General features: G+C 70.6%; 21 protein-coding genes. 6 read left to right on the top strand and 15 right to left on the bottom strand.

The window, feature by feature from the left end; translation table 11 throughout:
- Positions 1–85 precede the first annotated feature (85 nt).
- Genes Mth01_RS18210 through Mth01_RS18190 form a run of 5 tightly spaced genes read right to left on the bottom strand, consistent with a single transcriptional unit; the run spans position 86 to position 6,704 of the window.
- On the bottom strand, positions 86–733 hold the full coding sequence (locus tag Mth01_RS18210; RefSeq protein WP_204017080.1) for a PaaI family thioesterase: 648 nt from the start codon (positions 731–733) through the stop codon (positions 86–88).
- A complete protein-coding gene (locus tag Mth01_RS18205; protein WP_204017079.1) occupies positions 730–1,602 on the bottom strand; it encodes a MaoC/PaaZ C-terminal domain-containing protein in 873 nt (290 codons plus the stop codon). The genes Mth01_RS18210 and Mth01_RS18205 overlap by 4 nt, the downstream gene beginning before the upstream one ends.
- 1 nt (position 1,603) lies before the next feature.
- Positions 1,604–3,850 (bottom strand): acyl-CoA dehydrogenase, encoded by a 2,247-nt coding sequence (locus Mth01_RS18200; protein ID WP_204017078.1) that lies wholly within the window; start codon positions 3,848–3,850, stop codon positions 1,604–1,606.
- A 5-nt stretch (positions 3,851–3,855) separates the two neighbouring features.
- Complete coding sequence (locus Mth01_RS18195; RefSeq protein WP_204017077.1) at positions 3,856–5,016, bottom strand: steroid 3-ketoacyl-CoA thiolase; 1,161 nt, start codon at positions 5,014–5,016, stop codon at positions 3,856–3,858.
- A complete protein-coding gene (locus Mth01_RS18190; RefSeq protein WP_204017076.1) occupies positions 5,016–6,704 on the bottom strand; it encodes an acyl-CoA synthetase in 1,689 nt (562 codons plus the stop codon). Before Mth01_RS18190 ends, Mth01_RS18195 begins: the two co-directional genes overlap by 1 nt.
- A 126-nt stretch (positions 6,705–6,830) precedes the next feature.
- Between Mth01_RS18190 and Mth01_RS18185 the strand changes: the two genes are divergently transcribed.
- Positions 6,831–7,799 carry an SDR family NAD(P)-dependent oxidoreductase gene (locus Mth01_RS18185; protein WP_204017075.1) on the top strand — a complete coding sequence of 323 codons (969 nt, stop codon included), beginning with the start codon at positions 6,831–6,833 and terminating at the stop codon, positions 7,797–7,799.
- 60 nt (positions 7,800–7,859) lie between these two features.
- Here Mth01_RS18185 and Mth01_RS18180 read toward each other — a convergent pair whose 3' ends face one another.
- From Mth01_RS18180 to hsaA, 4 genes are all read right to left on the bottom strand, one after another.
- The gene (locus Mth01_RS18180; protein WP_204017074.1) at positions 7,860–8,636 is read right to left on the bottom strand and encodes an SDR family oxidoreductase; all 777 of its coding nucleotides are present in this window, start codon (positions 8,634–8,636) and stop codon (positions 7,860–7,862) included.
- Positions 8,637–8,720: 84 nt separating this feature from the next.
- The gene (locus tag Mth01_RS18175; RefSeq protein WP_204017073.1) at positions 8,721–9,404 is read right to left on the bottom strand and encodes a DUF305 domain-containing protein; all 684 of its coding nucleotides are present in this window, start codon (positions 9,402–9,404) and stop codon (positions 8,721–8,723) included.
- A gap of 105 nt (positions 9,405–9,509) precedes the next feature.
- Complete coding sequence (locus Mth01_RS18170) at positions 9,510–10,118, bottom strand: TetR family transcriptional regulator (RefSeq protein WP_204017072.1); 609 nt, start codon at positions 10,116–10,118, stop codon at positions 9,510–9,512.
- A gap of 238 nt (positions 10,119–10,356) precedes the next feature.
- Positions 10,357–11,535, bottom strand: coding sequence for a 3-hydroxy-9,10-secoandrosta-1,3,5(10)-triene-9,17-dione monooxygenase oxygenase subunit (gene hsaA / locus Mth01_RS18165; protein WP_204017071.1), 1,179 nt, complete (start codon positions 11,533–11,535; stop codon positions 10,357–10,359).
- 175 nt (positions 11,536–11,710) lie between these two features.
- Here hsaA and Mth01_RS18160 point away from each other — a divergent pair, with 175 nt between their 5' ends.
- Genes Mth01_RS18160 through Mth01_RS18150 form a run of 3 tightly spaced genes read left to right on the top strand, consistent with a single transcriptional unit; the run spans position 11,711 to position 13,943 of the window.
- Complete coding sequence (locus tag Mth01_RS18160; RefSeq protein WP_239089782.1) at positions 11,711–12,862, top strand: Rieske 2Fe-2S domain-containing protein; 1,152 nt, start codon at positions 11,711–11,713, stop codon at positions 12,860–12,862.
- Positions 12,859–13,149: a ferredoxin gene (locus Mth01_RS18155; protein ID WP_204017069.1), complete on the top strand. Its 291-nt coding sequence runs from the start codon at positions 12,859–12,861 to the stop codon at positions 13,147–13,149. Before Mth01_RS18160 ends, Mth01_RS18155 begins: the two co-directional genes overlap by 4 nt.
- Positions 13,146–13,943, top strand: a complete 798-nt coding sequence (locus Mth01_RS18150) for an SDR family NAD(P)-dependent oxidoreductase (RefSeq protein WP_204017068.1) — start codon at positions 13,146–13,148, stop codon at positions 13,941–13,943. The genes Mth01_RS18155 and Mth01_RS18150 overlap by 4 nt, the downstream gene beginning before the upstream one ends.
- Positions 13,944–14,483: 540 nt before the next feature.
- Here the strand turns inward: Mth01_RS18150 and Mth01_RS18145 are convergent.
- The 6 genes from Mth01_RS18145 to Mth01_RS18120 all read right to left on the bottom strand — a co-directional run bounded on the left by Mth01_RS18145 (position 14,484) and on the right by Mth01_RS18120 (position 18,875).
- A complete protein-coding gene (locus Mth01_RS18145) occupies positions 14,484–14,747 on the bottom strand; it encodes a hypothetical protein (protein WP_204017067.1) in 264 nt (87 codons plus the stop codon).
- An 82-nt stretch (positions 14,748–14,829) separates the two neighbouring features.
- Positions 14,830–16,302 carry an FAD-dependent oxidoreductase gene (locus Mth01_RS18140; RefSeq protein WP_204017066.1) on the bottom strand — a complete coding sequence of 491 codons (1,473 nt, stop codon included), beginning with the start codon at positions 16,300–16,302 and terminating at the stop codon, positions 14,830–14,832.
- Between the two features lie 11 nt (positions 16,303–16,313).
- Positions 16,314–17,228, bottom strand: a complete 915-nt coding sequence (locus Mth01_RS18135) for a VOC family protein (RefSeq protein ID WP_204017065.1) — start codon at positions 17,226–17,228, stop codon at positions 16,314–16,316.
- A 312-nt stretch (positions 17,229–17,540) separates the two neighbouring features.
- Entirely contained in the window at positions 17,541–17,882 is a 342-nt protein-coding gene (locus Mth01_RS18130; RefSeq protein WP_204017064.1) for a TraR/DksA family transcriptional regulator, read from the bottom strand.
- 195 nt (positions 17,883–18,077) lie between these two features.
- Positions 18,078–18,356 carry a hypothetical protein gene (locus Mth01_RS18125; RefSeq protein WP_204017063.1) on the bottom strand — a complete coding sequence of 93 codons (279 nt, stop codon included), beginning with the start codon at positions 18,354–18,356 and terminating at the stop codon, positions 18,078–18,080.
- A 147-nt stretch (positions 18,357–18,503) separates the two neighbouring features.
- Positions 18,504–18,875 carry a hypothetical protein gene (locus Mth01_RS18120; RefSeq protein WP_204017062.1) on the bottom strand — a complete coding sequence of 124 codons (372 nt, stop codon included), beginning with the start codon at positions 18,873–18,875 and terminating at the stop codon, positions 18,504–18,506.
- A 122-nt stretch (positions 18,876–18,997) separates the two neighbouring features.
- On the opposite strand from Mth01_RS18120, the gene Mth01_RS18115 reads away from it, so the two are divergent.
- Both Mth01_RS18115 and secD read left to right on the top strand, forming a co-directional pair.
- Complete coding sequence (locus tag Mth01_RS18115; RefSeq protein WP_204017061.1) at positions 18,998–19,381, top strand: hypothetical protein; 384 nt, start codon at positions 18,998–19,000, stop codon at positions 19,379–19,381.
- A gap of 36 nt (positions 19,382–19,417) precedes the next feature.
- Positions 19,418–21,664 carry a protein translocase subunit SecD gene (gene secD, locus Mth01_RS18110; RefSeq protein WP_204017060.1) on the top strand — a complete coding sequence of 749 codons (2,247 nt, stop codon included), beginning with the start codon at positions 19,418–19,420 and terminating at the stop codon, positions 21,662–21,664.
- The last annotated feature ends 97 nt before the right edge of the window (positions 21,665–21,761 follow it).

The raw sequence follows: 21,761 nt of genomic DNA, 5'->3' as shown, positions 1-21,761 counted from the left end.
CACTGATCATGACCTCGGCCTGAGGACCGCCGAGGCCAGGGGGCCCGGGGGCCGGGTCCCCTGGCTGTGAGTCCCTGGCTGTGAGTCAGCGGGGGCGGGGGAGGTCTTTGACGATGAACAGGCCGTCGGCGCTCACGCAGAGCTTCCCGCCGGCCGTGATCGACCCGACGGTGTTGATCTTCCGGCCGTCGACCGAGACCTGGCGCCCGGTCACGGTCAGCGGCTCGAACAGCGGGGTGGGCCGGTGGTAGCGCAGCGTCAGCGTGCCCGTCACGCCGGAGGTGCCCGCCCAGTGGTTGGCCACGCCGAGCGTGTGGTCGAGCAGCAGTGCCGAGACGCCGCCGTGCACGAACCCGGGCGGCCCCTGGTACGGCAGGCCGAGGACGACGACGCCCCCGATGGAGCCGTCCTCCTTGCCGTGCAACTGGAGCGGCGGCGCGATGGCGTTCTCCGGCCCGGTCACCGGGTCGTGGCGGGTGACGCCCTCGCCGCGCCACATGTCCACCAACCGCTCCTCGACTGCGGGGGCGTGTTCGTCGAGGTGGTCGGCGATCGCGTTGAGCTGGTCCGCGATCTTCTCCATCTCGGCGGCGGATCCGTCGCCGGCGTGCAGCAGCGAGGCGACCACCCGGCGGGCCGCGGCGACCGCCGCGTCCACGCCCTTGTTCCTCGGGGTGGCCGTCAGCTCCGGCCCCCGCTCGGTTCCCTCGGCCGGGACGTCGGACCCCGTCATGTCGAAACCTCCGCGGTCGCGTGCGTGAGCACCGGAGCGTCGTCACGCTCCGGGCAGGTGGACTGGAACATCAGGCCACCGTCCTCCCGCCACACCCTCGTCCGGATGGTCTCACCGGGGAACAGCGGCCCCGCGAAGCGTACCGACAGCCCCCGCAGCCGGGTCACGTCGCCCCCGAGAACGCCGTCCACGACGGCTTTGGCGACGATGCCGTACGACGCCAGGCCGTGCAGGATCGGCCGGTCGAAACCGGCCGCCCCGGCGAACTCGGGGTCGGCGTGCAGCGGGTTGAGGTCGCCGTTGAGCCGGTACAGCAACGCCTGCCCGGGGACGGTCGGCGATTCGAGCGTGACGTCGGGCTCACGATCGGGGGCCGCCCACCGGTCCTCCGGGCCCGGCTCGCCGCCGAAGCCGCCCTCGCCCCGGGCCCAGATCCGCATGTTCGTGGTCCACAGGAGGCCGCCCTCGCCGTCCGTGGCGGACTGCTCCAGCACGATCATCGCGGCCTTGCCCTTGTCCCAGACGTGGGCGACCCGCGACGCGACCGTGGCGGCGCCCGAGGCGGGCAGCGGCCGGTGCACGGTCAGCCCCTGCCCCGCGTGCAGGATCCTGCGCAGGTCGATGTCGATGCCGGGCATGTTCATCGCGGTGGGCGGCCGGTCGCCGGAGGAGATGCCCTGCCCGGCGACCATGGCGAAGGTGGGCAGCACGCGCAGGCCGCGCTCGTAGGTGTAGCCGAGCTCGGGGTCGGTGGCCGCGTCGGCCCCGGCGCCCAGGCTCAGGTGGTAGAGCAGCACGTCCCGGCTGGTCCAGGCGATCTCGCGGGTCGCCGGCGGCGCGCCGAGTGCCCTGTCGAGGTCGATCGGCATGTCAGCCCGCCTTTCCGCCGGTCGGCTCGGGGTCGCGGGGCAGGCCGAGCAGACGCTCGCCGATGATGTTGAGCTGCACGTCGGTGGTGCCGCCGGCGATCGACATGCACCGTGAGTTGAGGAACATCCAGGTGGCGTCCCGGCGGTGCTCGCCGCGGTCACCACGACCGCCGTGGCCGCCGGTCAGCGCCTCGGGGCCGATCCAGTCCATCGCGGTCTCCCAGATCTCCTGGAGGTGCTCGACGCCGATCAACTTGGCCACGCTGGACTCGGCCCCCGGCTGCTGCCCGGTCAGCGACCGCAGCGTGGTCCGCAGCCCGAACAGTCCACCGGACTGGGCGTCGCAGAGGATCGCCCCAAGGCGCGTCAGCCGCTCGTCGTCCATCGTCTGCGGCGCGGCGGCCGCGATGTCGAGCAGCGCCTCGCCGCCGCTGCCGAGGGCGGAGTCGTGTGACAGCGAGACCCGCTCGTTGGCCAGGGTGGTGCGGGCGAGCTTCCAGCCGTCGCCCGGCCCGGCGACGAGCATCTCGTCGGGGACGAACACCTCGTCGAGGAACACCTCGTTGAACAGCGCCTCACCGGTCAGCTCGCGCAGCGGCCGGATGTCGATGCCGGGGCTGGTCATGTCGAGCAGGAAGTACGACAGGCCCTTGTGCTTGGGCGCCTCGGGATCGGTGCGGGCCAGCAGGATGCCCCAGTGCGCCTCTCGGGCCATCGAGGTCCAGACCTTCTGGCCGGTGACCTTCCAGCCGCCGTCGACCTTTTCCGCCCGGGTACTCAGTCCGGCCAGGTCGGAGCCGGCGCCCGGCTCGCTGAACAGCTGGCACCAGATGATGTCGCCGCGCAGGGACGGCGGCAGGAACCGCTGCCGCTGCTCGGCGCTGCCGTGCGCGATCAGGGTGGGCACCACCCAGTTGCCGATCACCATGTCGACGGCGCGCAGCCCGGCCGCGCGCATCTCCTCGGCGATCACCAGCTGGGTGACGGCGTCGGCTCCCTTGCCCCACGGCGCGGGCAGGTGCGGACCGGTGTAGCCGTGCTCGGCCAGGTAGGTGAGCCGGTCTCTGCCCTCGAGGTCGCCCGCGGGGCTCAGCTCGGCGCGGATCTCCGACCGGATCCGCTCGGCCTCGGGCGGCAGCTCGACGCCGAGCTCGCGGCGCACACCGTCCAGTGTGAGGCGGGCGACCCGTCGCCGCCACCAGGAGGTGGAGCCGAGCAGGATGCGCAGGGTCTGCGCACGTCGCAGGTAGTGACCCGCGTCATGCTCCCAGGTGAAGCCGATGCCGCCGAGCGTCTGGACGCAGTCCTTGGCGGTGGTGAAGGCCGCCTCGACGCTGGTCGCTCCGGCGACGGCCGCCGCCAGCGAGGCCTCGCCGCGATCACCTCCGGCCGCCCGCGCCGCGTCCCAGGCGCATACCCGGGCCTGCTCGGCCCGGGTCAGCATGCGGGCACAGCGGTGCTTGACCCCCTGGAACTGGCCGATCGGGCGGCCGAACTGGTGGCGCACCTTCGCGTACTCCGCGGCGGTGGCCGTGGCCCAGTCGGCCAGGCCCGACGCCTCGGCGGCGAACAGCACGGCGGCCAGGTCGAGCACGTCGTCGGCGCCCAGACCGGTCAGCACCTCGGCCGCGGCGCCGTCGTTGCGCACCCGCGACAGCCGCCGGGTCAGGTCATGACTGGGCAGGTCCTCGATCTCCACGGCGGTCCGCGGCAGCACCACCCACGCCGTGCTGGTCCCGTCGGTGGCCGGCAGCACGAACAGGTCGGCGACCTGGCCGCCCAGGACCGGGCCGGACACACCGGAGACGGTCGCCCGCCCGTTCGCGCCGCGGGTGAGCACGAGCCCGGCGGAGGCCGTACCGCCGCCGGGCGGGAGCCCGACCGCGCCGATCCGCGTGCCGGCCGCCAGCCCGGCCAGGTGCTCCCGGTGCTCGGCCCCGTGTAGTACGGCGCGGTGCAGTATGGCGCTGGCGAGCACGGTGGGCAGGAACGGCCCGGGGACGAGCGAGCGGCCCAGTTCCTCGAGCACGACGGCGAGTTCGAGCAGGCCGTAGCCCGCGCCGCCGTCCTCCTCGGGAAGGTGCAGGCCGAGCAGGCCCTGCTCGGCGAGGAGCGGCCAGAACTCCGGCAGCTCCTCGCGCTCGGCCTCGACGGCCTTGCGCACCACGTCCTGCGTCACGTGCCGGGCGGCGAAGGCCCGTACGGCGTCGCGCAGGTCGCGATGCTCATCGGTCAGTCCGATCGTCATGTGGGTCAGATCCGTTCGATGATGGTGGCCGTGGCGTGGGCGCCGCCGGCGCACATGGTGATCAGGGCGGTCGACTTGCCGGCCCGCTCGAGCTCGTGCAGCGCCTGGGTGATCAGCCGGGTGCCGGTGGAGCCGACGGCGTGGCCGAGGGCGATCGCGCCGCCGTTCACGTTGACCTTGTCCATGTCGGCGTCGTGCGCCTGCGCCCACGACAGCACGACCGAGGCGAACGCCTCGTTGATCTCGACCAGGTCGACGTCGGACAGCTTCATCCCGGCGGCGCGCAGCACGTGCGTGGTGGCCGCGATGGGACCGTCGAGGTGGTAGTACGGGTCGGAGCCGACCATGCCCGAGGCCACGATGCGCGCCCGCGGGCGCAGCCCGAGCCGGTGCGCCCGCTCGGCGCTCATCAGCAGCACGGCCGCGGCGCCATCGCTGATCTGCGAGGAGTTGCCCGCGGTGTGGATCCCGTCGGGGATCACCGGCTTCAGCTTCGCCAGGCCCTCGGCGCTGGTCTCGCGCAGCCCCTGGTCGCGGCCGACCACGGCCTTCTCGCCGGTCGGCCCCTCGGGGCCCATCACCGGCGCCTCGACCTCGACGATCTGGCCGTCGAACCTGCCCTCGGCCCACGCCTGCGCGGCGCGCTGCTGCGAGCGCAGGCCGAACGCGTCGGCGTCGGCTCGGCTGATGCCGTACTTGCCCGCGATCCGCTCGGCGGCGGTGAACTGGTCAGGCATGTCCAGCGTCCACCCGGGGGGCCGGGGGCTGCCGGTCTCCGGGGTGGACGCGGCGCCGAGGAAGACCCGGCTCATCGACTCGATGCCGCAGCCGATGCCTGCGTCGATCGCGCCGGAGGCGATCAGCCCGGCGATCAGGTGCACCGCCTGCTGCGACGAGCCGCACGCGCAGTCGATCGACGTGCAGGCCGTGGTGTACGGCAGGCCGGCGTTCAGCCACGCCTGGCGGGTGACGTTGTTGGACTGCTCACCGGCCTGGGTGACGCAGCCGCCGATCACCTGGCCGACCGACGCCGGGTCGACGCCGGTCCGCTCGAGCAGGCCCCGCTGGGCGAAGCCGAGCAGCTCGGCCGGGTGCAGCCCGGACAGGACTCCGTAACGCTTGCCGACGGGCGTGCGCGCCGCGTCGACGATGACGGCCTCAGCCATCATTCCTCCCCCATATTTGTTGGAATCTCAGTCGTTGGAATCTCAGTCGTTGGAATCGTGGACGTTGAAAGCACGGATGTTGAAAGCACGGACTTGGCCCACCGGTAGTCCGCCTTGCCGCTGGGCGAGCGCACGACGGCGTCGACGAACACGATCGAGGCGGGCACCTTGTATCCGGCGATGTGCGCGCGGCAGTGCGTACGCAGGTCCTCGGCCCCGGGTGCCGGAACTCCGGAGCGGATCTCCACCACGGCGGCGACCCGCTCGCCGAACCGCTCGTCGGGCACCCCGGCGACCAGCACGTCCATCACCGCGGGGTGGGCCTTCAGCGCCTGCTCGACCTCTTCGGGGAACACCTTCTCGCCGCCGGTGTTGATGCAGCCCGAGCCGCGGCCCAGCACCACGATCGTGCCGTCGGCCTCGACCCGGGCGATGTCGCCGAGCACCGACCAGCGGACGCCGTCGACCACCGGGAACGTCCTGGCGGTCTTCTCCGCGTCGCCGTAGTAGCCCAGCGGGACGTGGCCGGTCCTGGCGATGAACCCCATCTCACCGGAGCCGGGCTCGACCGGCCGGAACGTCTCGTCGATGACGGCGATGTGCGGGCCGGCCGCCAGCCGCATGAGCCCGTCCTCGCCGATCGCGAGCCTGCCGTCGATGCCGGACTCCGACGCGCCGAACCCGTCGCTGATGAACAGGTCCGGGATCAGCGCCGCGGCCTCCTCTCGCACGCTGCGGGACAGGATCGCGCCGCCGGAGCCGAGCACCTTCCACGAGCTCAGGTCGTGCTCGGCGCCGTGCGCCTTCACCGCGTCCAGGAGCGGGCGGGCGATCGCGTCGCCGACGACGGTGACGATGAGAGCGTGTTCCCGCTCGATGAGGCGCAGCGTCTCGATCGGATCGAACCGGCGCATCAGGATCATCGGCGAACCGCCGAGCAGTCCGCTGAGCACGGTGTAGACGGCCGCGCCGTGCATGAGCGGGGCGGTGATCAGGTAGATGATCGGGGTTCCGCCCGCCGCGGCGGCGGCCAGTTCCGCCGCCGTGCGGTACGGCGGGCCGTAGTGGTTGCCGCCGGCCAGCGCGGCGAAGAAGAAGTCCTCGTGCCGCCACACCACGCCCTTGGGCAGGCCGGTCGTGCCGCCGGTGTAGAGGACGTAGTGGTCGTCGGCGGTGCGTTCCCCCGCCATAGACGCCATAGAAGGGGCCATCGGGGCGGTGGAGGGCCGGGCGGAGATCGCCTTCTCGTAGTCCGTGACGCTGAGTCGGTCCGGCCAGGTCAGATCCGGCGTGTCACCCACCACGACGACGTGCCGCAGTTTCGGGCACCGGTCGGCCAGGGCGGCGACGGCGGGCGTGAACTCCGCGCCGACGACCAGGCCGACGAGGTCGGCGTCGTTGTAGAGGTGGTGCAGCTCGTGATCGGTGTAGCGGTAGTTGATGTTGATCGGCACGGCCCGGATCTTCAGGCAGGCCAGCAGCGTCTCGACGAACTCGACGCCGTTGAGCATGTGGACGCCCACATGCCGGTGCGGTTCGACACCCGACTCCTTGAGGTGGTTCGCCAGGGCGTCCGCACGCCGGTCGAGCTCGGCGAAGGTCACTCGGCGGTCGCCGCAGACCACGGCCAGGCGGTCGGGCACGGCGGCGGCCACGGTCTCGTACAGAGTGGCCAGGTTCAGCGTCATGGCGAGAGACTAGAATCAATTCTCGTTTCACACAACGGTCAGGTCTCACTGAACGGTGTCAGGGTTGGTCATGACTAGAATTCGTACTAGTTTGTGGCTCCTCGGATACGTAGTACGGGAGCGGATATGAGCTCGAACATCAGCCTTGAGGGCAAGGCCGCCATCGTGACGGGGGCCGGCGCCGGCCTGGGCCGCAGTGAGGCGCTGGCGCTGGCCGAGCGCGGTGCGAACGTCGTCGTCAACGACATGGGCCCGGCCGCCGAGGAGGTCGCGGCCGAGATCAGGTCGCTCGGCCGGCAGGCCGTCGCGGTGACCGGCGACGTGGGCGACTGGTCCATCGGCGACCGCCTCGTCGGCGCCGCGGTGGACGCCTTCGGGCGCCTGGACATCCTGGTGAACAACGCGGGCGTGCTGCGCGACAAGATGCTGTTCAACCTGACCGAGTCCGACTGGGACGACGTGATCCGCGTCCATCTCAAGGGACACGCCGCGGTCTCCCGGGCGGCGGCGGTCCACTGGCGCGCGGCGAGCAAGGCGGCCGGCGGCCCGGTCTACGGCCGTGTCGTCAACACCTCCTCCGAGGCGTTCCTGTTCGGCTCGGCCGGCCAGCCGAACTACTCGGCCGCCAAGGCCGGCATCGTGGCGCTGACCCTCGCCACGGCCCAGGGCCTGGCCAAGTACGGCGTGCGGGCCAACGCGATCTGCCCCCGGGCCCGCACCGGCATGACCGCCCACGTGTTCGCCGGCGGCGACACGAACGGCGACACGAACGGCGACACGAACGGCGATGCAGCCGACGGCCTGGACATCCTCGCCCCCGAACGGGTGGGGACGTTCGTGAGCTACCTGGCCTCCCCCGCCGCCGAGGAGATCAGCGGCCAGGTGTTCGTCGTGTACGGCGACATGGTGGCGCTCATGGCCGCCCCGACGGTTGAGCGGAAGTTCACCGCCGCCGACGGCGTCTTCTCGGCCGAGGAGCTCGACCAGGTGCTCACGCCGTACTTCAACGGGCGCGGCCCGTACCAGACCTACGCGGCCTACAGCGTGGCCCAGCTCGACACCACGGGCGTCCAGAACGCCGCCAGCCAGAAGTGACATCCGGGGTCCGCCTCCCGGCGAGGCGGACCCCATGTCAATCAGCGGCCCCTGTGCCGATCAATAGACGTCCGGGCCGCGGAGGGTGGCCTCGGCGCCGCCGTCGACGTAGACGACCTGCCCGGACATGTGGGAGTTGGCCGGGCTGATCAGCCAGCGCAGCGCCTCGGCGACCACCTCGGGCTCGGCGTACCCGTTCAGCGGCATCGGCACCGCGGCGTCCATGGCCTTGCGCATCTCCTCGTCCGCGAAGAGGGGATCACTCATCGGGGTGAGCACGACCCCGGGGGCCACCGCGTTGAGCGGGATGCCGCACCCGGCCCACTCGGGCGTGACGCAGACGCGGCGCAGCCACTGCGCGAGGGCCGACTTCGACGACGGGTACAGCATCCTCCCGTCTCCGCGCTCGACGGCCCGCTCACCCGACTCGACCGCCTCCTCCTCCAGGCCGTCGAGGCAGGCCCGCACCACCTCCGGGACCGCCGGCTTGGTGCCGGAGATGGAGCCGATCACGGCGGCGCGCGGCGCCGGGGCGGCGGCGAGCGCCGGGCGCAGCCCCTCCAGCATCGCGGTCACGCCGAAGTAGTTCACCCGCACGGTCAACGTGGTGAACGTGGAGACGCCGGCGCAGGCGACGACGCCGTCGAGCACGCCACCGCACATCCCCAGCACGGACTCCACGGCCAGCGCGCGACCCTCCGGCGTGGACAGGTCGGCGCACACGTCGGCGTCCTTGAGGTCGATGCCGATCACCTCGTCGCCCTGCGCGCGCAGCAGGCCGGCGAGCGCCTTTCCGATTCCCGATGCCGTCCCGCTCACAGCGATCTTTCGTGTCATTCTCCGCACGCTAGCCGTACGGAACCCACCGGAACGGCGGCATCCCGGTCATCGAGAGCGTCATCGGGAGCGTCATCGGGAGCGTCACCGGGAGGCCGGGTCGGCAAGGATCTTCCGCATGCGGTCGATCTCGATGCGCTGGTCGGAGTCGATATGCGAGGCGAGCTGGTAGACCTCCGGCTCCACGCCCCCCTTGTCGGCGAACAGCCGCTCCACCATCCGCAGCGCCCCGGTGTGGTGCTGGATCATGTACGTGCAGAAGAGCCGGTCGAACTCCGCGCCCGTGGCCCTGTCCAGCTCGGCGAACTGCTCCTCGGTGAGCATCCCCGGCATGAGCCCGCCGCCGTGGTGGCCGTGGCCGGCGCTGTCCACGCTCGGCACCTCCTTCAGACGCGCCCGCAGCCAGCGCCGCATCAGCCCGATCTCGTCCTTCTGGGAGATCTCGATCCGTCTGGCGAGGAGCGGGAGATCCCCGTTCGTGCCGCGGCCGGGCACCAGGGCCGTCATCCGCAGCGCCTGGGCGTGATGCTCGATCATTCCCTGCATGAAGCGCACGTCGGCCTCGGTGTAGTCCCCGCCGTCGGCCTCCGGCGCCTGGTCGGCCGGCAGCACCCTGCTCGTCTGTCCTGGCGCGCCGGGCTGGACGACCGCCGGCTTCTTCGCGCCCTCGGCGGGGTCCGCCGAGGAGGCCGTACAGGCGGCCAGGACCGCGCAGGCGGACAGGGCGGTGCACGCGGCGAGCGCGACCGCGATCGGGCGTAAGCGCATCCTGTCAGGGTCGCACCGAAGCGGGGAGATCTCCAGAGGCTGCCGCGGCCCCTGCTCTCAGATGTTCGAGCTGTCAGATGTTCGAGCTGTCAGATGTTCGAGCTGTCAGGCGTTCGAGCGCGGGGCCAGCAGGAGCCGGGAGGCGAGCCTGACGTCGCTCTCCATGTCGGAGATGGCCATCCGCCCGTTGAGGCTCATCTGCAGCACGCCGTACCAGCACTGCATGAGCAGCCGGACCAGGGTGACGTCCATCGCGGTCGGGGTCTCGATCCCGAGGGTGCGCAGGACCACGTCACGGAAGGTGTTGTCGATCCGGCCGGCGTCGGCGACGGCCGCGGCGTTGGCCGCGTTCGCCGACTGGAGCATCGCGGTCGCCAGCGCGGGCCGGCGCAGCAACTGCCTGCTGGCGTTCACCAGCAACTCCCCGACCGCGTCCTCCGGGCTCGTGCCGGGCCTCGGGCGCGGCGCGCTCTCGCTGAACCGGTCGACCTGCTCGGCCATGACCGCGGTGAACAGATGGGTCTTCGACGGGAAGTACCGATACAGCGTGCCGATCGCGACACCGGCGGCCTTGGCCACCTCGTGCATCTGGACGCGTTCGAGACCCCGCTCCGCCGCCATGTGCGAGGCGGCCCGAAGAATGCGCACGTGCCGGGCACGCTGCTCCGGCGAACTGGGTTCGGCCGGCGGCCTGGCCTCCGCGATCCTCGGCACGGCGTCCCCCTGGTCTGCTGTTCGATCAGCCCGATTTCGTGATGACAATACACATCACATTGCCATGATCAGCCGCGTCGATCATACCGATGAATGGGACAGATGAGCCGCGCGATGTGGCGGGTGGCGAGACCTGTCAGTCATGACATTCCCCGATAAATTCCTACGTACCGCCCTCGCGCCGACCGTGGCCGCCCTCCCGGCCGCCACGGTCACCACCTGCCGATCACCGTGATCGTCAGACCAGGTTGTCCTCGACCTTGAGACCGAACGCGCCCTTGCCGTACATGGCCAGGGCCCGTTCGACGTCGTTGGCCACATGGACGCTGCCGGCGTGGGCGTCGCGCCAGGCCCGCTCGATCGGATTGCCGCGCCCGAGCGAGTTGCCGCCGGCCGTCTTGAACAGGATGTCGATCGCCTCCAGCGCCCGCTCGGTGCCGCGGACCTGGTCCCTGCGGGCGCGCAGCCGCAGCTCCATCGGAATCTGCTCGCCCCTGACCGCGCATTCATAGATCTCACGCACGTTGCGGTCCATCTGCAGCATCGCCGCGTCGATCTCCGAAGCGGCCCGCGCCACCGCCACCTGGGCGAACTGGTCCTCGGCGAACCGGCCGCCGCCGAGGCTGAGCCGGACCCTGTCGCGCATCGCGCTGATATAGGACCGGTAGCACCCGGCCACCGCGCCGATCACGGGCGCGGTGATCGCGCTCGTGAACACCGTGCCGAACGGCATGCGGTAGAGGGGCCCGGTGTTCACCTTCTGGCCGGGGCCGCGCAACTGCGCCTGCTCGTAGTTGCGCATCGTGCGGTGCTGGGGGACGAACGCCCGGTCGACGACGATGTCGTTGCTGGCCGTGCCGCGCAGCCCGATGACGTCCCAGACGTCCTCGATCCGGTAGTCGCGGCGGGGGACCAGCACGGTGATGAAGTCCACCGGCTTGCCCTGCGCACCGACGATCAGTGCGCCCAGCAGGGCCCACGACGCGTGCTCGCAGCCGGAGGAGAACCTCCACCGGCCCGACAGCTCGAATCCGCCCTCCACCGGGGTTAGCCGCCCGACCGGAGAGTACGACGAGGAGATCAGCGCGTCGGGGTTCTCCCGCCAGACCTCGTCCTGCGCCGCCTCGGCGAACAGGCCGACGTGCCAGGGGTGCACGCCGAGCACCGAGGCCACCCAGCCGGTGGAGCCGCACGCGCCCGAGATGTCGCGGACCGCCGCGAAGAACGCCACCGGCTCGTTCTCGGCTCCGCCGTACCTCTTGGGCTGCAGCATCCGGAAGAACCCCGCCGCGACGAGCTCCTGAATCGTCTCCGCCGGAACCCGCCGGTTCTCGTCGGTCGACCCGGCCCGCTCGGCGATCTTCGGCAGCAGCGCACGGACCGAATCCAGGACCTCGTTGCTCGCCTCGTTGCTCATGGTGGGGTTTCTCCGTGTCGCGCTCGTCCGGACAGATGACGTCCATGATGGTGCGTCGCGCCGATATCCGCATGTCCGGACCATCCCGCCCAATGGGATTACCTTCGCGGGGGGTGAGCGCACGGACCTACTTTTGCACGTTGAGAGAACCGACCTCCTGAAGGGATGGGTCAACGTGACTGTCGAGGTGGACAACGACGAGGTCCGTACGATCGAAGCGGAAGCGGTCCCGACGCGATTCGCCCGCGGGTGGCACTGCCTCGGCCTGTCCGAGAAGTTCAAGGACGGCAAGCCGCACACCGTCCGCGCCTTCGGCCAGAAGCTCGTCGTCTTCCAGAGCGGCGACGGCAAGCTGAACGTGCTCGACGCCTACTGCAGGCACATGGGCGGGGACCTTTCCCAGGGCACGATCAAGGGCAACGAGATCGCCTGCCCGTTCCACGACTGGCGCTGGGGCGGCGACGGCCGCTGCACGGAGATCCCCTACTCCCGGCGGGTCCCGCGGCGTGCCCGCACCGCCGCCTGGCCGACGCTGGACCAGGACGGCATGCTGTTCCTCTGGAACGACCCCGAGGGCAACCCGCCGCCGGCCGAGGTGACGATCCCCCGCATCGAGGGCGCGACCAGCGACGGCTGGACCGACTGGGTCTGGAACGAGACCGTCGTCCACACCAACTGCCGTGAGGTCATCGACAACGTCGTCGACATGGCGCACTTCTTCTACGTCCACAACTCGTTCCCGACGTTCTTCAAGAACGTCTTCGAGGGGCACGTGGCCACGCAGTACATGAACGGCACCGCCCGCGCGGACATGACGCAGCACGCCAAGGACGGCGCGCTGAAGATGCTGGGCAACACCTCGGTGGCGTCGTACTACGGCCCGTCCTTCATGATCGACGACTTGACCTACCACTACGAGGGCATGGACGTCCAGGCGGTCCTGCTCAACTGCCACTACCCGATCGACGCGAACTCGTTCGTGCTGCACTCCGGCATCATCGTGGAGCGGAGCGAGAAGTTCCCGGGTGAGGCGGCCGACGAGATGGCCCGGACCATGAGCAAGTACATCCTCAGCGGCTTCAACCAGGACGTCGAGATCTGGAGGAACAAGACCCGGATCGACAACCCCCTGCTGTGCGAGGAGGACGGCCCGGTCTACCAGCTCCGCCGCTGGTACGAGCAGTTCTACGTCGACGTCGCCGACGTCACGCCGGAGATGGTGGAGCGCTTCGAGTTCGAGCTCGACACCTCCCGGCCGATCGAGGCGTGGAAGAAGGAGGTCGAGCAGAACCTCGCCCGCCGCGCCGCGGAAGGCCAGCCCGCATGACGATCCGTACGGACAACCGCCTGCTGGACGGCGCGCCGATGCAATCGTTGGCGTGCCGCCAGTGCGGCGCCGCCGTGCAGGTGCGCAAGGCGAGCTGGCAGCAGACCAGCATCCAGTGGGACGAGGATGCGACGAACGCCTGCCTGGAGCGGCGCGCCACCGGCGGCGGCGCCTGCGGCGACGTCTTCCTGGGCTGCACGGCACTGAGCGAGACGATCGCGCAGGCGGCCCTCGACGGCGTCGTCACCGTGCCGGATGATCTATACGAACACGAAGAGAGCCAATGATCGACAAGGATGTGTACGGCCCCTGGGCCGTGATCGCCGGCGGTTCCGAAGGTGTGGGCGCGTCGTTCGCCGAACAGCTCGCCGACGCCGGGATCAACCTCGTGCTCATCGCCCGCAAACCCGGACCGCTGGCGGAGACCGCCGAGCGGGTCCGGGCGAAGGGCGTCGAGGTGCGCACCTTGGAGCTGGATCTGATCGACCCCGGTGCGCTGAAGGCCGTCCGGTCGACGACCGACGATCTCGAAGTCGGCCTGATGATCTTCAATGCGGGGGCGAACACCTACGGCCACGAGTTCGTCACCGGCGACCTGGACCGGGTGCGGGGCGTGATCGACCTCAACATCACGGCCCAGCTCGCCCTGACCCACCACTTCGGCGCGCTGATGAAGGAGCGCCGGCGTGGCGGGATCATGCTGGTCGGCTCGCTGTCCGGTTACCTGGGCCAGCCGCAGATCACCGTCTATTCGGCGGCCAAGGCGTTCATCCGGGTCTTCACCGAGGGCCTGTGGCTGGAGCTCGGCGAGCACGGTGTGCACGTGCTGGAGCTGGTCCTGGGCGTCACCCGCACCCCGGCGATGGAGCGGGCCGGGCTGCGGATGGACCTCCCGGGCCTCAACGTCGCAGAGCCGGACGACGTCGCCCGCGAGGGTCTGGCGCATCTGGCCGACGGCCCGGTCTGGGTCGCCGGCGGCAACCAGAGGACCGCCGAGAAGCGCAGCGGCTTCCCCCGCGCCGAACTGGTCCGCGGCGCCCACGAAGCCATGAAGCGCATGCTTCCTCCGGCGGCGAAGTAAATCCTCAGGCCCGCGAGTGGCGGCCGATCGCGGCGACCAGTTCCCGCACCCCCGCCACTCGCGGATTCCCCCACCCCGTCAACCGCATGCCTGGAAGAACGACGTCAATCAGCGCCTGCGTTTGTCGGTCTGCCCAGGGTGGCCGGTCCCCGCCTGCGTGATCCAGACAATGCGCTGATCATCATCGATCGCATACCAGATCCGACCGCCTCCGGTTCTCGGGCACCTGCGACAACAGCGCGGCCCAGCCTGTCACTCATCGACGCCCGGCCTGGGCGCGTCCACGGCATGGGTGGTGTCGAACGGCCCTCTCAGCCGGCGAGCGAGCTCAGGATCTGATTGAACTCCTCTCCAGCATGAATGCTGAAGATTCTTCCCGTCACCGAGGTGCGGGGGTTCGCGCTTCACAGCCCCCCTAACGGCGAAGGCTCCACGCGCTGACACCGCAGTTCCTGCGGCGTTCCGAGCACGCTCGGTGGTTTGGTTATTATCGCCGAGCACGGAAAACCTACCGTACGTGGTTGGGCTGCCTCAAGCTGTTTACCGTTCAGGCACGCTCGCGCCCCAGAGGGCACTCCCGCGCGGGCCTTCACCCCCGGCGTGAACGCCGGAGCACTGGCCCGCATTCCGGTAGATCTCGGCGGTCGACATCCATTCGCGCAGGACACGGGCGAACGGAACCAGCAGCCCGGTCTCAGCCCCGGCGAGCAGGTGGTCGAGCAGTTCCGTCACACATTCGGACCTGGCCTCGGCGGGTAGCCACTTGAGCCAGGGCAACTCCTCGGCGAAAACCTCCTCAGCCATGTCACGGCCTGTGACCGGCCGTCCCCCATCATCGTGATGAGGGGCGGCCGGATGGTGGAGCAGGGCACGCACGACGGACGGTTCACGCGTCGGCGGCCGCTGCCAGGCCGGCTCGGCGGCCGAAGAACGTGCCGTCGCCGAGCGAGGTCCCGCTGATGTAGCCCTCGCCGTGGATGCCGGAGGCGGCCCGGCCCGCGGCGTACAGACCCGGGATCGGCTGCCCCGAGTTGTTCAGCACGACCCCGTCGACGGTGGTGTGCAGACCACCGAGGGTGAAGCCGGAGGCGCCGCTCCCGGCACCGGCGCTCTCCCGGTCGCCGGGGTTGAACCCCAGGCGCGGGTCGACCGCCGCGAACGGCGCCCTGAGCGGCCTGAGCCACTTCGCGGCCTTGTGGAAGTAGGGGTCCTCGCCCCGCTCCGCGTGACGGTTGTAGGTGACGACCGTCGTTTCGAGGGCGCCGGCCGGCATGCCGAGCTCCTGCTCCAGCTCCGCGAGCGTCTCGGCGACGAACGTGGGACGCACCCCCCACAGGTCCCGCGCGGGGATGTCCTCGTACCCCTCCTCGTCGACGATCGCCCAGTACGGCCCCGGCTGGTGCTGCAGCGCGGCGACGCTGAACAGGCCGGGATAGACGTCCTCGTTGATGAACCGCTGCCCGAGGGCGTTGACGAGCATGCCGCGCACCAGCATCGCGGGCAGGGCCGACATCGCGATCTGCACGACCGCCATCCGCCGGGTCGCGGCCCCGATCGCGGCCGCCATCTGGATGCCGTCGCCGTCGTCGAGTCCGTCGCTGACCTTGCCGTGGCCGAGCAGCGCCGGAGCGTGCTGGGCGAGCATCTCCTCGTTGTCCACGAACCCGCCGGTGGTGAGGATCACCCCGCGGTGTGCCCGGTAGGTCACCGTCTCGCCGTACTGCCGGGCCACGACCCCCACCACCCGGCCGGCGTCGTCGACCACCAGATTGGCGGCGCGGGTGTCGGTGTGGCAGGCCGCGCCGGCGGCCTTGGCGGCCGCGACCAGCTTGTCCATGATCATCCAGCCGCCGAAGCTTTCGGTGGCGGGCCGGTGACCGCGCGGGGCCGGCCGGGCGACCGTGTCGTACGGCCAGGCGTTCTCACCCAGCCACATCAGGCCGTCCTGCGTGGGCGGCATCCAGCTCGGCGCGTCGTACATGCTCTCGTTGAACGTGAGACCGCGGTCGCGGAACCACTCGAAATGCTCGACGCTGCCGTCGCAGTAGAGGCGCAGTTTCTCCTCGTCGGCGTGCGGGCCCAGTGCCGCCTTCAGATAGGTGAACATGTCGTCGGGCGTGTCGTCGAAGCCGCAGGCCTTCTGCACCGCGGTGCCGCCGCCGAGGTAGAGCTCGCCTCCCGACATCGCCGACGAGCCGCCCGGCCCGCCCGCGCGCTCCAGCACCAGCACCCGTGCGCCCGCGGACGCCGCCTCGAAGGCCGCCGCCGCTCCGGCGCAGCCGAACCCGACGACCAGGACATCGCATTCGTGATCGAAAGCGGCGACCGTGCTCGCCGCCACCGGTTCCACCGACCGCATGATCCCGCCCCTCATGCCTTCGGAACGAACGTGGCCAGCGGCTCGGACCCGGACCAGTCGTGGCCCCAGTAGCTGTCCGCGGTGATCTCCTCGGCCGTGTAGTGCGTCTCGTCGACGAGCATGCCCTCGGTGCCGTACTCGATGTCCCAGCCACCGGGGGCGCGGACGTAGAAGGAGACCATCTTGTCGTTGGTGTGCCGGCCCAGGGTGGAGGAGATGGAGAAGCCGAGCTCCCGCACCCGGTCGAGCGCCATGCCGACCGCGTCGAGGGTGTCGACCTCGACCATCAGGTGCACCAGGCCCGGGTCCCCGGCGTAGCCGGCCGGGCAGATGGCGAGGCTGTGGTGGCGCTGGTTGACTCCCAAGAAGCGCACCCGCCGGTACGGCGGCCTGCCGCCGCCCATCTTGATGGCGCCGCGCGGCAGGAAACCGAGCACCTCGGTGTAGAAGGAGACGGTCTCCTCCATCGCGGTGGTGGGGATCACGACGTGGCCCATCCCCTGCGCACCGGTCACGAACCGCTGGCCCCTCCCGGTGATGACCGGGCTGTGGTCGAGCACGGGACCGAAGTAGACCTCCACGGGGATGCCCGCCGGATCGGTGAACGTGATCACCTGCTCGGCGTCCCGCTCGGCGGCCTCCTCGTCGGAGAGCACCTTCACCGGCGTGCCGGACGCCTCCACGGCGCGGCCGACCGCGGCCAGCGCGAACTGGTCGCGAACCTCCCAGCCGACGGCGAGCACCCGGTCGCAGTCCCCGGGCAGCAATGCCAGCCGCGCTCGGCGCTCGTCCATGCGCAGGTACAGGCCCGCCGGGTCCGGCCCGGACCCCTCGGCGAAGCCGAGCCCGTCGATCACGAGATCACGCCATCGTCCGATGTCACGCGTCTGGACCTTGAGATATCCAAGTCCCCGGATCTGCGTCACTTGTCCACCAATCTGCCCGTTGAGGTCGCGGTTTTGCTTCAAAAGTGGCAGACAGGCGAGAGGGTCGTACCGCGCTTCCCGCTCAGTGAGAATTCGCGCTTTTCCCTACATGGGAGCCCTGGACGATGGGCCCGCGAAAGCGGCCATAAAGCGGGATAAACCGCTCGCAATGGTGATCGGGGCGAGCCGGGGCATCGGGCGTGCGACCGTGTCGGCGCTCACCCGAGTGGAGCGGCGAGGTCGCGGTTGTGGGTGAGCGGTCGAGAACGGCGGCCCCGGTGGACGGCGGGACCGCCGTTTCTCACAGGCTCCTCAGCGAGTCTCGTGACGCCGCTGGCAGTTGATGCAGTAACGGGTGAGCGGCCGGATCTTCAGCCGGTTGAACGGGATCTCCTTGGCGCAGTCGGCGCACGTGCCGAACGATCCGTCGTCCATCCGCGCCAGGCTCTTGCTGACCTCCGCGATCGCCCGCTCCGTGGACGCGATGTCGGCGAGCGCGTCCAGCCGCGCCAGGGCCTCGCCCCCACCGCCGTCCACTACTGACCTGAGGTCGCGCAACTGGGTGTTGCGCCGGGAGAGCTGCTCTTCCAGCTCCTCACGGATGAGCCGCATCTGCACGTCGCTGATCCCGGTGAACTCGTCACTTGTGGTCATGATCGAAATCCTTTCGGTGGGGAGGCACGGGAAGGTCCCGATGCGTGATCGTCGAGTCAGGTGATGGCCCGCATGGGCAGGCCTGATCGCACCGGCGGGCACATGAGCCGGGCCGGAGCGGGATATCAGTGGTCAGTTGATCCGCGGCCTGCGGTTGTCGTCAGATCGCCCGGCCGGCGGGCCGGGCGACGGCTGTCATGCGCTCATCCGCATGCGCTCCCGGCAGGCCGCGCACTCCTGCTTGTGCGGGGCGAGCCGGAGCTGGGCGACCGGGATGAACGCCTCGCACCGTCGGCAGGTGCCGTACAACCCGAGGTCCATCCGCTCGATGGCCGCCTCTATCTCGGCGATGTCGTCGAGTCCGGCGTCGGCCGCGCCGAGCCGCTCCTCCAGCAGCACGCGAAGCTCCGCGAGCTGTACGATGTGCCGCTGATAATCCTCCATCAGGCGGCGAGCCGATCCGATCTCTGCCATGATGGCATCACTCCAAATCAACGAACGCGGCGCGCGCTGCTCCGGTCGGCTCCCTGGAGGAACTGGTCGGGCGCGCGGAAATCCGGTCGGTACGCGTAAACGCCCGACCGGCGCGATGCGCCTCGTGTCGGGTGTGAGAACGAGCGATCAGATGGCTGGAGGACTTCGCGAACCCGCGGTGCGATGTGCCGTCTGCTGTGGGCTGCGTATCGCGCCCGGATCGGGCCAGGCGGGCATGCGGAATGACGGCTGGTTCGCCGCCCCGGAGGTCGCCGGGTGACGGAGCCGCCAGAAGGCCGGTGGTTGCTCGGAGGCGACCGCGGTGGTCGGCGCCGTCGACGACGGGGCCATCCACGCCCCGGGCGTCCAGACCCCGGCGGCCGCTCCCATCGTGCGCTGGGCAGGGTCGCTGCCGTACCAGGCCGGCGACGATGCGATGAGCATCAGGGCGAGCACGAGCAGGCCCACCGCCACCGAAAAGGCGGTGAACCCGGGTCTGCTCCGCCGCGAGGTCGCCATGATGCCGACCATAACCCAGCCTGCGAAAAAGAGCACCATCGTTATCCCATTCCCGATCCTGGTGGCGTTCACCCAACAGGGTTAGCGGATACGGTGACGTGTTAAACGGGAGAGGAGGGACGATGCGGAGCAGACTGACCGCCGCGTTGCTCCTTCTGCTGCCCGCGTTCTTCCTGGCGGCGGGTGCTGCCCCGGCGGACGCACAGGCGGCGGCCCATCGGGCCGGCACCGCCTACACCGCGTTGCAATGGGCCGATGACCACGCCACAGCCGAGCAGTGGCGCCTGCCCCGGCCCGGGGTGGCCCAGCAGCAGCACCGGGTGCCCCGGCTCCATTTGCGCTCCGGCGCGCACGCCACGCCGGGCGGCCTGGCCGTGCTTCCGGTGGCCATGCCGCACCGCTCTCTCCTCATCGCGGGCGAGAACCCTTCGGCGGGCCGCGACGTGCCCGTGCCCGCGAACACGTCGACCGTCCCGGCCAGAGCGCCGCCCTCCACAGAGCAGTGACACGTTTCCCATAACGACAAGCCTGTGGAGGCTCGAATGTCACGTGCGCCCTTGTGGCGCGCGCTGGCGGCGCTCGCCGTCATCGCGTCCTCGCTGCTGCTGGCCCTGACCATGGCCCCGCGCCTGGGTCTGGACCTGCGCGGCGGCACCCAACTCGTCTTCGAGACGAAAGACACTCCCACGGTCAAGGCGGACGCGGAGTCCACCGACCGTGCTCTCGACGTGCTCCGGCGCCGCGCGGACGCCCTCGGAGTCGTCGATCCCACCCTGGTCCGCTCCGGCGAGAAGCGGATCATCGTCGAGCTGCCCGGCGTGCTCGACCCGCGCGAGGCCGCCAAGGTCATCGGCAAGACCGCGCAGCTCAACTTCCACGCGGTGCTCGGCGTCGCCGAGGCCGACGACAAAGACGCCGTCGCGGACGAGAGCGGCCAGAAGCTGAAGCTCGGCCCGGTGGCCATCAGCGGCGCCGGCGTCAAGGACGCCGCGGCGCGCAGCGACCCCCAGATGGGTCCCGGATGGTTCGTCACCATCGACTTCAAGGAGGCGGGCCCCTGGCGGGAGCTGACCGGCAACGCGGCCTGCGAGCCGGTCGGCGATCCCAAGCGCCGGGTCGCCATCGTGCTCGACAACGAGGTCATCTCCTCGCCGCAGGTGGACGAGTCGATCGGCTGCAAGGCCGGCATCTCCGGCGGCACCACGCAGATCACCGGGTCGTTCACCGCCGAGGAGGCGCAGAACCTGGCGGTGCTGATCAAGGGCGGTTCGCTGCCGGTGCCGCTGGAGCTGGTCGAGCAGCGCACGGTCGGCCCGACCCTCGGCGCCGACGCCATCGAGGCGAGCGCCAAGGCCGCCATCGTCGGCGTGATCCTGACCGCGTTGTTCATCGGCGTCATCTACCGCCTGGTGGGTGTGATGGCCGCGATCGCGCTCGCCTGCTACGGCCTGATCTCGTACGCCGGTCTGGTCGCCATGGGCGCCACGCTCACGCTGCCCGGCCTGGCTGGTTTCGTCCTCGCGATCGGTATGGCGGTGGACGCCAACGTGCTGGTCTTCGAACGGGCCAGGGAGGAGTACGGCGAAGCGCCGCAACGCGGCCTCAAGGCGTCTTTGGACCGTGGATTCAAGAACGCCTGGAGCGCGATCGCCGACTCCAACATCACCACCCTGCTCGCCGCCGGCCTGCTGTTCTGGCTGGCTTCCGGGCCGGTGAAGGGCTTCGGCGTGACGCTGGCCATCGGTGTGCTCGCCTCGCTGGTCTCGGCGATGCTGATCACCCGGGTGCTCACCCAGATGCTGATCGGCAGGATCGGCCCGAAGGTGTCGGGACTCGGCTCGATCGGCCGGGTCAGGTCCTGGCTGACCAAGCGCAACCCGGACCTCATGGGCGGCAGGCGGCTGTGGCTCGCCGTCGCGGCCGGGCTGCTCGTGGTGGTGGCCGTGGGGCTGTTCGGCCGGGGGCTGAACTTCGGTGTGGAGTTCACCGGCGGCCGGATCATGGAGTTCGCCACCACCAAGCCCGTCGACGCCGGGGTGGCCAGGCAGGCGGTCACGGACGCCGGGTTCCCCTCGGCGGTCGTGCAGCGGTCGGACGACGCCATCTCCGTGCGTACCGGGCAGATCACCTCTGACGAGGTGATCCGCATCGAGAAAGCGCTCGACAAGGAGGTCGGCGACGTCACCAAGCGGCGCGACGAGCTCATCGGCCCCAGCCTCGGCGAGGAGCTGCGCCGCAACGCCCTCATCGCGCTCGCCGTCGCGCTGGCCGCGCAGCTCCTCTACCTGGCGATCCGGTTCAGGTGGACGTTCGGCACGGCCGCCGTGATCGCGTTGTTCGTGGACACCGCGGTCGTCGTCGGCACGTTCGCCTGGCTGGGCAAACCCATCGACGGCGTCTTCCTCGCGTCCATGCTCACGATCATCGGTTACTCGGTGAACGACAAGGTCGTGCTCTTCGACCGGGTCCGTGAGCTGTGGCCGCTGCAGCGCAAGGAGCCGTTCGACCGCGTCGTGAACTCGGCGATCCTGCAGACCGTGCCGCGCACGGTGAACACCGGCCTCGGCGCGCTGTTCATCTTGGCGGCGCTGGCCGTGTTCGGCGGCGACTCGCTGCGGGACTTCGCGATCGCCCTGCTCATCGGCATCGTCGTGGGCACGCTGTCGTCGTCGTTCCTGGCCGGGCCGGCGGCGATCGTGCTGGAGAGGTTCAGCAAGCAGCCGCCGCCGTCGCCGAGCACCAAGCGGCGCGCGCCCCGCGTCCGCGAGGGATCGGGCGCGGTGCTCTGAGCCGACCTCGAAAAGCCCGGGCCTGAAAACCCGGGCCTGAAAGGCCGGGCAGTCGAAAGGCCCCGCCGGCGCGTTGGAGGGAGAGACGCGCGCCGGC

The sequence above is a fragment of the Sphaerimonospora thailandensis genome, assembly GCF_016863115.1.
Lineage (GTDB): Bacteria > Actinomycetota > Actinomycetes > Streptosporangiales > Streptosporangiaceae > Sphaerimonospora > Sphaerimonospora cavernae.
The sequence above is the reverse complement of the archived record's forward strand: the minus strand, read 5'-3'. Positions and strand labels throughout refer to the sequence as shown.